The 14,344-nt window shown below is 43.4% G+C and carries 16 protein-coding genes, 1 pseudogene and 1 riboswitch; of the genes and pseudogenes, 15 read left to right on the top strand and 2 right to left on the bottom strand.

Annotated features, from left to right (window positions below; genetic code table 11):
• The first annotated feature begins 8 nt into the window (after positions 1 to 8).
• The 12 genes and pseudogenes from AC4PHB_RS10930 to AC4PHB_RS10985 all read left to right on the top strand — a co-directional run bounded on the left by AC4PHB_RS10930 (position 9) and on the right by AC4PHB_RS10985 (position 9,778).
• Complete coding sequence (locus tag AC4PHB_RS10930) at positions 9 to 503, top strand: ferritin-like domain-containing protein (protein WP_492136459.1); 495 nt, start codon at positions 9 to 11, stop codon at positions 501 to 503.
• A 1-nt stretch (position 504) separates the two neighbouring features.
• Entirely contained in the window at positions 505 to 1,002 is a 498-nt protein-coding gene (locus tag AC4PHB_RS10935) for a MogA/MoaB family molybdenum cofactor biosynthesis protein (RefSeq protein ID WP_492136460.1), read from the top strand.
• 1 nt (position 1,003) lies between these two features.
• Positions 1,004 to 1,618 carry a molybdenum cofactor guanylyltransferase gene (gene mobA, locus AC4PHB_RS10940; RefSeq protein WP_492136461.1) on the top strand — a complete coding sequence of 205 codons (615 nt, stop codon included), beginning with the start codon at positions 1,004 to 1,006 and terminating at the stop codon, positions 1,616 to 1,618.
• Positions 1,602 to 2,384, top strand: coding sequence for a formate dehydrogenase accessory sulfurtransferase FdhD (gene fdhD / locus AC4PHB_RS10945; RefSeq protein ID WP_492136462.1), 783 nt, complete (start codon positions 1,602 to 1,604; stop codon positions 2,382 to 2,384). Before mobA ends, fdhD begins: the two co-directional genes overlap by 17 nt.
• A riboswitch (molybdenum cofactor riboswitch) is annotated at positions 2,353 to 2,467 on the top strand. Its footprint overlaps the gene before it by 32 nt.
• A gap of 55 nt (positions 2,468 to 2,522) precedes the next feature.
• Positions 2,523 to 3,407: an ABC transporter substrate-binding protein gene (locus AC4PHB_RS10950; RefSeq protein WP_492136463.1), complete on the top strand. Its 885-nt coding sequence runs from the start codon at positions 2,523 to 2,525 to the stop codon at positions 3,405 to 3,407.
• Positions 3,408 to 3,458: 51 nt separating this feature from the next.
• Complete coding sequence (locus AC4PHB_RS10955) at positions 3,459 to 4,151, top strand: ABC transporter permease (RefSeq protein ID WP_492136464.1); 693 nt, start codon at positions 3,459 to 3,461, stop codon at positions 4,149 to 4,151.
• Positions 4,151 to 4,780, top strand: coding sequence for an ABC transporter ATP-binding protein (locus AC4PHB_RS10960; protein WP_492136465.1), 630 nt, complete (start codon positions 4,151 to 4,153; stop codon positions 4,778 to 4,780). Before AC4PHB_RS10955 ends, AC4PHB_RS10960 begins: the two co-directional genes overlap by 1 nt.
• A complete protein-coding gene (locus AC4PHB_RS10965) occupies positions 4,781 to 6,007 on the top strand; it encodes a molybdopterin molybdotransferase MoeA (protein WP_492136466.1) in 1,227 nt (408 codons plus the stop codon).
• 11 nt (positions 6,008 to 6,018) lie between these two features.
• Positions 6,019 to 7,905 (top strand): molybdopterin biosynthesis protein, encoded by a 1,887-nt coding sequence (locus AC4PHB_RS10970; RefSeq protein ID WP_492136467.1) that lies wholly within the window; start codon positions 6,019 to 6,021, stop codon positions 7,903 to 7,905.
• A gap of 10 nt (positions 7,906 to 7,915) precedes the next feature.
• On the top strand, positions 7,916 to 8,875 hold the full coding sequence (moaA, locus tag AC4PHB_RS10975; protein WP_492136468.1) for a GTP 3',8-cyclase MoaA: 960 nt from the start codon (positions 7,916 to 7,918) through the stop codon (positions 8,873 to 8,875).
• A 42-nt stretch (positions 8,876 to 8,917) separates the two neighbouring features.
• A pseudogene (gene moaC, locus AC4PHB_RS10980) lies at positions 8,918 to 9,283 on the top strand (cyclic pyranopterin monophosphate synthase MoaC); the annotation flags it as partial.
• Positions 9,284 to 9,334: 51 nt separating this feature from the next.
• Positions 9,335 to 9,778 carry an MOSC domain-containing protein gene (locus AC4PHB_RS10985; protein WP_492137772.1) on the top strand — a complete coding sequence of 148 codons (444 nt, stop codon included), beginning with the start codon at positions 9,335 to 9,337 and terminating at the stop codon, positions 9,776 to 9,778.
• Positions 9,779 to 9,856: 78 nt separating this feature from the next.
• On the opposite strand, the gene AC4PHB_RS10990 is transcribed toward AC4PHB_RS10985, so the two are convergent.
• Entirely contained in the window at positions 9,857 to 10,594 is a 738-nt protein-coding gene (locus AC4PHB_RS10990; RefSeq protein WP_492136469.1) for a GNAT family N-acetyltransferase, read from the bottom strand.
• Positions 10,595 to 10,820: 226 nt separating this feature from the next.
• Here AC4PHB_RS10990 and AC4PHB_RS10995 point away from each other — a divergent pair, with 226 nt between their 5' ends.
• The 3 genes from AC4PHB_RS10995 (at position 10,821) to msrB (ending at position 12,635) form a co-directional block, all read left to right on the top strand.
• Positions 10,821 to 11,177 carry a transposase gene (locus AC4PHB_RS10995; RefSeq protein ID WP_492135739.1) on the top strand — a complete coding sequence of 119 codons (357 nt, stop codon included), beginning with the start codon at positions 10,821 to 10,823 and terminating at the stop codon, positions 11,175 to 11,177.
• A 26-nt stretch (positions 11,178 to 11,203) separates the two neighbouring features.
• Entirely contained in the window at positions 11,204 to 12,016 is an 813-nt protein-coding gene (locus AC4PHB_RS11000) for an IS3 family transposase (protein ID WP_492137753.1), read from the top strand.
• Between the two features lie 169 nt (positions 12,017 to 12,185).
• A complete protein-coding gene (gene msrB, locus AC4PHB_RS11005; RefSeq protein ID WP_492136470.1) occupies positions 12,186 to 12,635 on the top strand; it encodes a peptide-methionine (R)-S-oxide reductase MsrB in 450 nt (149 codons plus the stop codon).
• 48 nt (positions 12,636 to 12,683) lie between these two features.
• Here msrB and abc-f read toward each other — a convergent pair whose 3' ends face one another.
• Positions 12,684 to 14,237 carry a ribosomal protection-like ABC-F family protein gene (gene abc-f, locus AC4PHB_RS11010; protein ID WP_492136471.1) on the bottom strand — a complete coding sequence of 518 codons (1,554 nt, stop codon included), beginning with the start codon at positions 14,235 to 14,237 and terminating at the stop codon, positions 12,684 to 12,686.
• Positions 14,238 to 14,344 lie beyond the last annotated feature (107 nt).

Below are 14,344 nucleotides of genomic sequence, written 5' to 3' on the forward strand. Positions count from 1 at the left end.
GTGTTATAATGGATTATGAACAGGTGTTGAGATATGCCATGCAAATGGAGCTGGATGGCAGTAATTTCTTCAAGGAAAAGGCCGGACACTTCTCGAACCCGACCACCCAAAAGCTGTTCCTTGACCTGTCTGATGTTGAGATGGAGCATTACGCCTATTTGGAAAGACAGCTTAAGTCGTACGGAAGCAATGGAGACTTTGACACTGCTGAGGATGTCATGGACAGAGATGAAGACATATTCAAGTCAAGAGAAGAATCTGAGCATATTGAGGAGACGCTCAAGGAGTCTGACATCCCTGATCTGACAATTCTAAGGATGGCGTATTTAATAGAGAGAGACTACAAGGAATTCTATGAGAGAGCTGCCGAGCATTCTAAGGATGAGGGTATCAAGGCAATATTCACTAAGCTCTCAAAATGGGAGGAAGGGCACGAAAGGCTTTTCAAATCTGAATACGACAGAAGGATGAAGGAATACATGACCCTTCCTTGGGGAGGTTAATATGTTCAAAGTAGGAATAATCACAGCAAGCGATAAGGGCTCGAGGGGAGACAGAGAAGATCTTTCAGGAGCGTTGATCAAGGAGATGACAGAGAACAGAGGATACCAGATCGTAAGCTACAAGGTCCTGCCAGACGAGGAGGAACTTCTGGCCCAGGAAATGATAAGACTTTCAGATGAAGTCAAGGTAGATCTTATCCTGACAACCGGTGGAACAGGATTTAGTATGAGAGATGTCACCCCGGAAGCAACAATAAGGGTTTGTGACAGGATGGCTCCTGGAATATCCGAAGCCATAAGGTCCCTGAGTCTTAGAATCACTCCCCGCGCAATGCTTTCGAGAGCGGTATCTGGAATACGCAAAAGCACTCTGATAATAAATTTACCAGGAAGTCCCAAGGCCGTAAGGGAATCTCTGGAATTCATTCTGGACAGCGTTCATCATGGATTGGAGATCATGACCGGAAGAGATAGTGAATGTGCAAGAAGCGGTGATTGATATGAAGCATTTTGGTTCTGCAATAATCCTTGCCGGGGGCAAAAGCACCCGTATGGGCTTTGATAAACAAACGCTCAAGCTTAGAGAGCGAAGCTTGACCGAGGGGCTCATAAAAAGGCTAAGGAACTATTTTGACGAAATAATCGTCGTGACAAATAGGCCTGAGCTATATATCGGACTCGCAGACAAGATAACGAGCGACATAATTCCCGACATGGGCCCATTATCAGGGATCCATGCCGGGCTTTCTGCTGCTTCCTCAGAATATTCCTTCGTCATCGCCTGCGACATGCCTCAAATCAATAACAAATATATTGATCATATGAAGGAGCTACTGGAATATAACAGACCTATGGCTTGCATCACTAAATTCGGTGACTGGATCGAGCCCTTTAATGCCTTCTATAACAAAGCATTGGCTGAGTATATAGAAGAATTTCTCCTGGAGGGGGGAAAGGCTGTGCACAGACTTCTGAAAAACCACATAGTGGAGTATATTCCTGAGGAGGTCGCCAGAAGCTTCAGCCCTGATTGGGGGATGTTTCTTAATCTTAACACCCGCGAGGACCTTCTAAAGTATTTGGAGGAGGGAACCTTAAGTGGATACGACGAATAGAGTAAATGTTGCAAGGTGGAGAAGAGGAGAACTGACGATCGAAGAGGATCAGGTGATAGTCGAATATCCATTGACCATCCATCTGAACGGTGATGAACTGGTCACTCTTTTGTGCACGCCAACCTCTCTCAAGGAACTGATAGTAGGATTTCTTCTGTCCGAAAACTTCATCGATCATATTGACGAGATAAATGAGTTGTACATAGAAGAAGAGCTGGGAAGAGCTACAATTAATACCTCTGTAAAAAGACCGCTTAGGGAAAAGCTTATAGGGAGAAGGACCATAACCTCGGGCTGTGGAAGAGGAACCTCGTTCTACAGTGCTGTTGACCAGACAAAGGCTATTAAAATACAGAAAAGTATGGAAATTCATCCAAGTATTGTGCTACAATTGATGAGAGAGTTCAATCAGAACTCCAAGCTTTTCCGAGACACTGGAGGAGTACATGGATGCGCATTGTGTGATATATCTTCTATCCTCCTTCAGGAGGAGGATATCGGAAGGCACAATGCCATGGATAAACTCATTGGCAGAGCAAGGCTTGAGGGCATTGAGTTGTCTGATAAGCTAGTGCTTACAACAGGAAGGGTATCATCCGAGCTGCTTATAAAGGCAGCTAAGCAAGGGATACCTGTTATCGCTTCAAGGTCTGCACCTACAGAGCTGGCTGTCAGTCTGGCTCAGGAAACCGGCATTACATTGATTGGATTTGCAAGAGGAGACAAACTGAATATCTATAGCAATTTTCCGAGCACGAAGGTCTAAAGCATAGCCATGACCCAGTGCCGTTGGGTTTAGAGGGAAATCTCTGAGCCTCCCGTTTGGAAAGGAAGATGTTTAATAAGGCAACCTTTCTTTCTGGTTGTCTTTTTTGTTTCCCAAAATTAAAGGAGAGTGGTCGTCATGAAAAAAACGCTTACATACGTACTTCTCCTCTTGCTGATCCTTGTAACTATGTCCGGTTGTGCATCTAGGACAGAAGCTCCTGCAGAAGCACCGGCTGAAACTCCTGCACAGGAGCCTGCAACTGAGCCTGAACCAGCTGCTGAGAAAAGTATAATCCTTGCAACGACGACAAGTACACAGGACTCAGGACTTCTCGATTTTCTGCTTCCGATCTTCACTGAGGAGACCGGGATCGAGGTAAAAACAATTGCAGTTGGAACCGGTAATGCCCTGCAAATGGGACGAGACGGGGAGGCTGACGTACTTCTGGTACACGCCAAGGCTGATGAATTGAAGCTGGTTGAGGAAGGTCATGGCACAGTAAGACACGATGTAATGTACAATGATTTTGTACTTGTGGGGCCAGCCGATGGTCAAATTACTTATGGAAATGATATCAATGCAGCTCTTGCTGCGATCAGTGAAAAAGGACTTCCGTTCGTTTCAAGAGGAGATGACTCAGGAACTCATAAGAAGGAGCTGGGACTCTGGAAAGCACTTTCAATTGAGCCTGCCGGTGAATGGTATATTGAAGCCGGTGCAGGAATGGGGGATGTCCTAAAGATAGCTGACGAAAGACAAGGATATACCTTGACAGACAGAGCAACCTACCTTGCACTTAAGGACACACTCCAACTGGAGATTGTTGTCGAGGGAGACGAAGGCCTTTTCAATCAGTATGGAATAATACCTGTCAATCCAAATAAGGGAGAAATGATCAATGAGGCTGGGGCTTTAGAGTTTATGGACTGGTTGATTTCAGAAGAGGGACAGGAGCTTATATCGCAATTTGGAGTCGAGGAGTATGGAGAGCCTTTGTTTATACCAAACTATGGTAAATAGGTTCATTCAGGCTCCTAGAAACAATAAGATTATCAAAGGAGGTGAGGGACTATGGATTATATAGCCCAGGGCTTTGGAGAGGCATTAAGGCTTTTGGCTGGATTTGATGGTGAGGTATATAGAATAATCATGCTTTCACTTTTAGTATCCATATGCGCTACCATGGTCGCCTCACTTATTTTTGTTCCGCTGGGGGTTTACCTTGGCATCAAGCAATTTAAAGGGAAAAAAATATTTTCAAGAACTGTATATACCTTCATGAGTATCCCTTCAGTGATCGTAGGTCTAGTGGTAGCGCTGCTGCTCGCTAGAAGAGGACCCTTGGGATATTTGCGGCTTCTTTATACTCCTTCAGCAATGATCATCGCTCAGACGATACTTGTAATACCACTTGTGTTGGGCCTTACATATAATCTATCAAAGAACAGAGGGATCCCTATCGAGAGAGTCTCAAGAACCCTGGGAGGTAAAAGATCCGATTCAGTGATCCTAATTATCAGAGAGTTAAAAATCGACATCCTTGTGAACATTGCCACTGCATTTTCAAGAGCCATATCCGAGGTAGGGGCAGTAATGATTGTTGGAGGTAATATCAAGGGACAGACCCGGGTTATGACTACAGCAATATCAATGATGAACTCCATGGGAGATTATCCAATGGCAATTGCACTTGGAATCATCCTCCTCGTGGTTTCCTTCGGGATCCACAGTCTGATTTACTCGTATAGTCAGGAGGAAGAGTAATGGAGATAAAGCTAATAAGAACGAGAAAAAAATACCGAAATACAATGGTTTTAGATATAGATGATTTGACCATCCCTAAAGGGATTATAACTGGGATAACCGGCTCCAACGGAGCAGGCAAGACTACGCTACTCCACATAATTGCAGGACTCGACGACGGCTTCGAAGGAGAGGTAACCTATGACGGGCTCCCAATAAGCAATCATGTTAGAGAGTCAATGACGCTGGTATTCCAAAAGCCATATCTTTTTAGGAGGACAGTCTACGACAATATTGCCTATCCCCTGCAAATTCGCAATAAAAGCAAGGAAGAAATAGATAAAGGAGTTTTATCGGCAGCCGAAAGTCTGGGGATAGAGGAGCTGCTAAAAAAGAAAGGGCATCAGCTCTCAGGCGGAGAAGCACAGAAGGTGGCTTTGGCAAGAGCTCTTTCCATAAGACCCAGGCTTTTACTCCTGGATGAGCCGACCTCTAATCTGGACCCTGACTCAACCCTGAGGATGGAAGAGGCTGTTAGAAGATATAACTATGCAACTGGAGCAACTATAGTCATAATAACCCACAATATGGAGCAGGCTGAAAGGCTTTGCAACAACCAAATCAAATTGGAATTGGGAAGGATGGTATAAATGGAGTTCTTTAAGGTATCGTCAGTTGAAGATTCAAGAAAATTGATTCTGGATGAATTTTCGGGATATACCCTCCAGAGCGAGGAGTTGGAGCTGGAGAAGGCCACTGGCAGGACTTTATCCGAAGATGTGGTATCCAAAGAGGATGTACCCGGATTCGACAGATCAACTGTGGATGGTTATGCAATAGTAGCCGAGGACAGTCATGGTGCAACGGACTCGATCCCGTCGCTTCTTATTATAAAGGGCGAGGTAAGGATGGGTGAGGAAGCAGCTGAAGTTTTAAAAAGCGGTGAAGCCATTTACGTACCAACAGGCGGGATGATACCTAAAGGTGCAACGGCAATGGTGATGATAGAAAATACCGAAAAAATGGACGATAGTACTCTCCTTATATACAAACCTGTAGCTGTAGGAGAAAACATTCTGTTTAAGGGAGAAGACGTCAGGACCGGACAAGCAGTCCTTAAGAAGGGGTACAAGCTGACAGCTCAGGGGATAGGAGTTCTTGCTAGCCTAGGAATAACTAAGGCGAAGGTATATAAAAAGCCCAGGGTCCATATAATATCAACAGGTGATGAGATTATCGATATCGGTGAAAAACTTGACCTTGGAAAGATAAGAGACATCAACTCCTACTCAATAGGTTCACTGGTGGAGAGCCTTGGTGGAGAGCTTTCGGGAAGAGTGATAATCGGGGATGATTACGATCTGCTACTTAAAGGTGTACTGGAAGGACTAGAAAAATGTGACATACTTATACTATCTGGAGGGAGCTCAGTAGGGACTAGAGACTATACATACCAGGTAATAGAAGCCCTTGGGGGCAAGGGAGTCCTTATACACGGGCTTGCTATAAAACCTGGGAAGCCTACTATAGTTGGGGACGGAAAAGGCAAGCTGGTTGTTGGATTACCAGGTCACCCTGTTTCTTCCATAGTTGTCTTCAAGGCAATTGTTGAACCCTTTATCAGAGGTCTGATGAGTAGGGAAGATATCCTTCCCCAGGTAAAGGCTGTGGTGACACAAAACTTCCCTTCATCTCCAGGCAAGGAAACCTATCACATGGTACGATTGGGTATGGAGAATGGAGAGTATCTGGCAACTCCAAGCTTTGGAAAGTCGGGCATGATAACTCTGCTTTCAGGCTCTCAAGGTTATATAGTTATAAGGGAGCACGAGGAAGGAGTCAATAGGGGCGAGCTAAGGGATATATTCCTTATTTAGGAGGAGAATAAATGGAAAGAACTACCTATATTGATAATGTCGATGTTGAAGAGGCAAGGTCTGGCTACCTGGAAAGGCTTAAAATTTCTGGCAAAAGAGAACTGATTTCCACAGCAGAAGCACTTGGAAGAGTGACGTTTGAGGCGGTATACGCATTGGTATCCTCTCCGGGCTATAATGCAGCTGCTATGGATGGAATAGCTGTTGAATCCAAGAAGACTGTAGGAGCAGCAGAAAGCAAGCCCATGACTCTTATTGAAGGTGAGGAATTCAGCTATATCAACACAGGGAATCCTATTAAAGAACCTTATGATTCGGTGATAATGATCGAGGAAGTCCTTGAGAAGGGAAATGGAAGTGTTGAGATACTCCAGCCTGCGTATCCTTATCAGCATGTAAGGCAGATTGGAGAGGACATCGTTGCAACCGAGATGATATTGCCTTCCAGGCATAAAATAAGACCAATGGATCTTGGAGCTTTGCTTTCAGGAGGCATATCGCAGGTGCCGGTATATGCCAAACCAAGAGTGGGAATAATACCAACAGGCTCCGAAATCGTGGAGGATATTGCACAGGTGAGGGAAGGTACGATAATCGATTCAAATTCTCATGTATTCAATGGCCTTGTCGAAAGTCTCGGAGGCATCGGCAATAGGTATGCTCCAATGGAGGATGATTATGAGAAGCTAAGAAATCTTATTCTTCAAGCGGTCAGTGAGAACGATGTGGTGTTGATAAATGCCGGTTCCTCTGCAGGAACCAAGGATTACACGGTCAACCTTATAAGTGAGCTGGGTGAGGTGTTTGTCCATGGTGTCGCAATGAAGCCGGGAAAGCCTACTATACTTGGAATGATAAATGATAAGCCGGTAATTGGAATTCCAGGATATCCAGTCTCCGCCTTCATGGTATTCGATATTTTCGCAAAACCTGTGATCCTAAAGTATTTGGGAGATCGGGGAGAGATATATGAGACCGTTAAGGCTACAATATCAAGGCGTCTGGTTTCCTCACTGAAGAACAAGGAAATCATAAGAGTAAGTCTCGGTCAGGTTGGAGAAAGGCTTATCGCAACACCGCTTGCTGGTGGAGCGGGAGTGAGCATGAGCCTTGTAAAGGCTGATGGGCTTGGTATAATCCCGAGAAACGTCGAAGGATACGAAGCAGGAGATGAAATTGAGGTCGAGCTGCTCAAACCTCTTTCCCAAATAAGAGATACACTTGTATCAATAGGCAGTCACGATCTTGTAATGGACATAATTGGGGATGTGATGAAACTTTCCTCCTCTCATGTAGGAAGTATGGGAGGTATAATGAGCCTTAGGAGAGACGAGTGTCACCTTGCTCCTATACACCTATTGGACATGGATACTGGGGAATACAATATAAGCTACATCAAAAAATATTTTCCAGGGCGAAAAATGGTTCTGATCAAGGGAATACAAAGGCTGCAGGGTTTTATGGTACCAAAGGGCAATCCCAAGAAGATAACAGGTGTAGAGGACCTTATTAGAGATGATGTATTATTCGCAAACAGGCAGAGAGGAGCCGGAACAAGAGTACTCCTGGATTACAAGCTGCAGCTTTCAGGTATACAACCTGCAGATATCAAGGGACATCAAAGGGAGCTCTCAACTCACATGGCTGTGGCTTCCGCAGTTTTGACAGGATCCGCAGATACAGGGCTAGGTGTACTTTCAGCGGCAAATGCAATGGGATTGGACTTTGTACCGCTGGCAGACGAAGACTACGACTTCCTTATCGACGGAGAATCCATGAAAATGGATCTGGTAATGGAGTTCATTAGTACGATCAAATCTGAGGAATTTAAAAACAGAGTAACTGCAATGGGAGGCTACGGATTCCATAGAACTGGTGAAGTAATTTGGATAGATTGAGGGTGATAATATGAAGGACAGCTATGGAAGAGATATAAATTATTTGAGGATATCACTTACCGACAGGTGTAATCTTAGATGTGAATACTGTATGCCCAAGGACGGGATCAAGAACAAGGTAACTCACGATGGGATGCTCTCTCTGGAGGAGCTCTATCAGGTGACAGAAGCTTTTGTCCGTTTGGGGATATCAAAGATTAGGTTTACGGGAGGAGAACCTCTGGTAAGGTATGGAGCATTAGATCTAATAGATAAAGTAGGGAAGCTTGCTGGTGTCAGGGAGGTAACTTTGACGACTAATGGAATCCTGCTGAATCAATTTGCAGAGGAGCTAGTAAAGGCTGGAGTGAACAGGATCAATGTCAGCCTCGATACCCTTGATGAGGAAAAGTACAACTCTATCACAAGAGGCGGGAACCTTCATAAGGTGCTCGCTGGGATCAGGAAGGTCAAGGAGCTTGGTATGAAGCCAATAAAGCTCAACACAGTCTTGATCGGGGGCTTTAACGATGATGAGATATCTGATTTCGTGGATCTTACCAAAGATGGTTCCATTGATGTAAGATTCATCGAGCTTATGCCAATAGGCGAGGCCGCATCCTTTGCTAAGTCCAAATTTATACCCAACTCAACTGTTTTGAAGAAAGTTCCGGAACTGGTTCCTATAGACAGAGAGGATCCGTCTTCGCCGGCTGTGTACTATAGGTTAAAGGATGGCTTGGGTAAGGTTGGCCTTATAAACCCGATATCGTGCAAGTTTTGTGATAACTGCAACAGAGTAAGGCTCACTGCAACTGGGAAGCTTAAACTGTGTCTCCATTCGGACAGAGAGATCGACCTGAAGCGGATCCTTCGCGAAGGAGGAGACCTTGATCAAACTATAGCAAATGCCATCCTCACTAAGGAGGAGGAGCACCACCTTGAGAACCAGGAATATATCAAGCGAAGCATGAACTCGATAGGAGGTTGAGATATGGAGCTTACTCATTTCAATGAAGAAGGCAGAGCCAGGATGGTTGAGGTAGGGGATAAGGATGACACAAAGAGGACAGCAGTGGCCTTGGGCAGGATCAGGATGAATGAAAATACTCTTCAAAGGATAAAGGAAGGACAGATCAAAAAAGGCGATGTACTAGGAGTAGCCCAGGTGGCAGGAATAATGGCTGCTAAAAGGACAAGTGAAATAATTCCTATGTGCCATAACATATTTCTTACTGGGGTTGACATAAGCTTCTCTCTGGGTGAATGTTGGGTTGATATAACTGCTGAAGCTAGAACCACAGGGAAAACGGGTGTAGAAATGGAAGCACTTACTGCAGCCTCTGCTGCTGCGCTTACCATTTACGATATGTGTAAGGCAATCGATAAGGATATGATAATTGAGGATATAAAGCTTATGAAGAAAACTGGGGGGAAATCCGGAGAGTATATGCGAAGAGAAAAAGGAAAAGTAGTTTCAGTAAACATCTCCGATTCAAAGGGAGTTGTAAAAGAACCTATCGATAAGGGAAGCTTCATAGAAAATCATGGGCTCGAAAACGATGCTCATAGTGGAGACTGGCACAGACAAGTCAGCCTTCTGGGAGTTGAAAGCTTCAATAAAATGAAGGAAATGGGAATGGATGACCTAAAATATGGCGATTTTGCAGAGAATCTGACAACAGAGGGAATAATCCTTTATAAGCTTCCAGTTGGAACTAAGCTTAGGATTGGTGATACTCTTCACGAAATCACACAAATAGGTAAAGAATGTCACAAGGGTTGTGCGATCCAGGTAAAGGTAGGAAAATGCGTAATGCCTAAGGAGGGTATATTTACGAAGGTCCTTAAAGGCGGCATCATACAGCCTGGAGATGAAATAGAAATAATATAGATGAAAAGAAGAAATCCAGGACACTTTGTCCTGGATTTTCAGTAAGGAGGAGAATAATGAAAAGCCTTAGCACCTATATTATGCACTGATTTCTTCAAATTTTATATAATTGAGCTGTTTTGTATCCTTTATAATCTCATAGCCTACATAACCATTATCAATAAGCTCCTTCTGCTTGTCCAAATTTGCCCACTTGGATACAACCAGATCTACCGGATTCAAAGACTTCTTGTTCAGGTCGCTGTGAAGTATAAATCTCCAAAGGCCTTCCTCGCCGTCTTCGTCAGAGCCGTACTTTTTCTTAAGAGCCTTTATCTTCAGACCATTCATCATAACATTGTACAGGCTGTAAAAGTTGTACGGAGATACTGTACACATCAAATGTCTGTAACCTTCAGCCTTTACCATTTTCGCTGCTGCATCAAGAGTAAGACTCTGCAAGCCATTACCTCTGTACTTTGGATCAACGACTGTAGTCTCAAGGTGTACGACCTTCTCCAGCTGTTCTTCTTTCATATTTATGTCGTAGCCTAGATTCCTCTCTTCGCTGCCTGGAAATGCGATATATCTGTAGGCCACCAGACGGTCTCTGCTGTTAAGCACTCCTATTATCTTCGCTCCCTTTTCCATATCGGCGAGCATATCATCGTAGGAATCGATGTATAAGACCTCCTTGTTGGGGAGATTGTCATAAACGTACTGTTGAAGCTCAATGACCTCGCTCAATCTATTCTTTCCAAGAAGCTTCATCTTGTACTCCTCGAGCTCCATATTTCCATGTTTATTTTTAATTAAATTTCCCTTACCAAGTACCATCTGTTGTCCTCCTTTCTTTAATAATAAACAACTTACAACTTAATATAAGGTTGTAGGTTTATTATATATACATTTTAAAATTTTGTCAATAATATTTTTTCAAAGATCAGGGACAACGGGGACGGTTCTTTTTGTCCCAAAATCGGGACAAAAAGAACTGGCAAGGACCCTCTTAAGTTTACCATTTAGGGACGGTAAGATATACTAAACTTAGGAGGTGTTCCTTTTGAATAAAATATACTCTGATGAATTCAAATTATCCGTTGTCCTTGACTACTACAGCAGCTCTCTTGGTGTCAGAGCTATTGCAATGAAGTACAATCTTCCTTCAAAAAACTACATCAATAATTGGGAACAACAACTCATTGACAAAGGACTTCTTCCTCCAAACTCTACAAAGCAGGAGAAGTCAGTTGCCAGATCAAAGGAGTCAATCGTTAGAAATGACACTAGGACTCCTCTTGAAAGACATTATGAAGATGAGATAGAGATCCTTAAGGCTCGTATAGAGTACCTTGAGGGTCTTGAATCCTTGAAACCATTTCTTAAAAAAAAAGAACCCGTGAAGCAAAATACGAAGTAATACTCAGTCTTGAGTACAAATACCCCATATGGCTTCTTTGTGAAATAGCCGGAGTAAGCAAAGCATCGTACTACAACTACAAGAGGAATCCTTCTAAGCCCTCAGATTCAAATAAAGTGATAGAAGAACTGATTCTCCTTATCCACAAGAAATCAGGTCGTAGAAAAGGCTACAGGCCCATCAAGGATGACTTAAGAAACATATATCATCTCAATGTGAACCATAAAAAGATACTACGAATAATGCGAGAGAAAAAGATTTCATCAATACTCACAAAGAAGTCCAAAAGGACCAGAGAGCAAAGCATTATCAAAGAAGATTTACTCCAACGTGATTTCTCATCAGCCGTACCTGGCAAAAAGCTTGTAACTGATATAACATATATACCAACAAGAAGAAAGATGATTTATCTTTGCACAGTAATCGATCTGTACAATAATGAACCTGTATCCTGGAATATAAGCGATACTCAGGATAAATATCTTAGCTTAAATGCAATAAAGGCACTTTCCGAGAAGTTCGACCTATCTGGCAGTATCATTCATAGCGATCAAGGTGTCCATTACACTAGCTTGATGTATGTCAATCTTCTAAAAGAGTTGAATGTTAAACAGAGCATGTCACGAAAGGGCAATTGCTGGGATAATGCTAAAGCAGAAAGCTTTTTCGGTCACTTTAAAAGCGAAACTATTCATCTAATGAGTAGAAGGATCAAGGATATCAACGAAGTCATTGAGATAGTTGAAGACTATATGAGATACTATATATACGACAGACCTCAGAAGAAACTTGGTGGATATCCTCCTGGCATATTCAAAGAAAAACAATTATCTGCATAAAAACTAAAAAATTAACCGTACCCAAATAGTAAACCTTTAAGGTAGCATGCCAAACCGTCCCCGTTGTCCCATTTTCTAAAATAACAAACAACTCCTGCCAAAAAGGACCGTCCCTGGTGGCTTTTTGTTGCCCTGAAAATGGGTATAAAATGTATCGGAGGTGTATCTAATGGACAAGAAGTACACAAAACCAACAAAGGAAGAGTTAAGGAAGAACTTATCGGAGCTATCCTACCTGGTCACCCAGGAAAGCTACACAGAACGACCTCACACTCATGAATATGATCAGCTTTTTGATGAAGGGATATATGTAGATATAGTTTCTGGGGAGCCATTGTTTTCTTCAAAGGACAAGTTCGATGCAGGATGCGGCTGGCCCAGCTTCTCCAAGCCTCTGGAGAAGGAACAGATCGTCGAGAAGAAGGACTTCAGCCACTTTATGTTAAGAACTGAGGTAAGGAGCAAGGACGCAGATTCCCATCTTGGACATGTATTCAACGACGGGCCGAGGGATATGGGGGGATTAAGGTATTGTATCAACGGTGCATCGCTAAGGTTCATCCCAAAGGCTGACCTGGAGAAGGAAGGCTATGAAGAATATTTGTCGCTGTTTGAATAACAAAAGGGATCGGAAATTTATCCGATCCCTAATCATATATCTATCTAATTAGAACATCTTTGTGCTCCAGCCCTCGCAGTTCCATACCTCTGTTGCCACTTCCCTGTAGAACTCAGGCTCGTGGGATATCAATAGGATCCCGCCCTTATACGCCTTTAGGGCTCTCATTAGCTCCTCCTTGGCATCCACATCCAGGTGGTTTGTAGGCTCGTCCAAGAGCAATATATTTGTAGGCCTGTTCATGATCTTGCAAAGCCTTACCTTAGCCTGTTCACCCCCGCTAAGAACCATCACCTTGGATTCAATGTGCTTTGTCGTAAGTCCGCACTTAGCCAAGGCGCTTCTTACCTCATATTGTGTCCAGCCGGGGAATTCCTGCCAAATCTCCTCTATGCAGGTGTTGTTGCCGGGATCCATTTCCTGCTGGAAGTAGCCTATCTCCAGGTTGTCCCCAAGAATTGTCTGCCCTGAATAAGCAGGTGTTAGCCCAAGTATCGATTTTAATAGCGTCGTTTTTCCCAGGCCATTTGCTCCAGTAAGGGCTATTTTTTGCCCTCTCTCAAGCATTAGATCCAAAGGTTTGGTCAATGGCTCGCTGTAACCTATGACTAATTCCTTGGTCTGAAAAATCAGCTTGTTAGCCGTCCTTCCCTCCTTGAAGTTGAACTGTGGCTTCGGTTTCTCCCTTGCAAGCTCTATTATCTCCATCTTATCCAGCTTTTTCTGTCTTGACATTGCCATGTTTCTAGTTGCAACGCTGGCCTTGTTTCTTCTGACGAAGTCTTCAAGGTCAGCGATCTCCTGCTGCTGTCTGTTATAGGCTGCTTCAAGCTGAGCCTTCTTAGCCTCATAAAGTCTCTGGAAATCATCATAGTTACCTACATATCTGTTAAGCTCCTTGTCCTCCACGTGGTACACTAGGTTTATTACACTGTTTAAGAACGGTATATCGTGAGATATAAGTATAAAGGCATTTTCGTACTCCTGAAGATATCTTCTAAGCCAAATTATGTGCTGCTCGTCAAGATAATTTGTAGGCTCGTCCAGCATCAATATATCAGGCTTTTCAAGGAGCAGCTTAGTAAGTAGGACCTTAGTTCGCTGACCTCCGCTTAGATCAGTAACCTCCCGCTCCAATCCGATGTCGTCCAGTCCTAATCCCTTGGATATTTCCTCGATCTTTGTATCGATTATATAAAAGTCATTGTGATCAAGTATATCCTGGATGGTGCCAACATCCTCAAGCATTGTCTGAAGTTGGCCTTCATCCACTTCGCCCATCTTCATATACAGATCCTGCATCTCAGCTTCAAGGTCGAACAGATACTGGAAGGCAGTTCTTAGAACATCTCTTATGGTCATTCCCTTTTCAAGGACCGAGTGTTGGTCAAGATATCCAACCCTGACTCTTTTGGACCATTCGATTTGACCTTCGTCCGGCTCAAGCTTACCGGTTATGATATTCATGAATGAGGATTTGCCTTCTCCGTTCGCCCCTATAAGCCCTACATGCTCACCCTTAAGAAGTCTGAAGTTTACATTTTTTAATATTTCACGGTCTCCAAAACCATGAGATAGATTTGTTACTGTCAAGATACTCATTGCTTGCTCCTTTCGATTAATCCTCAAAAGATTATACAAAAAAAGGTGCTCTAAGTCTACAACATTTGCTGTCAGTTGTTTGAATATGACAACAAAATGGATATATA

The organism is Gudongella sp. QWL-04, from assembly GCF_058683975.1.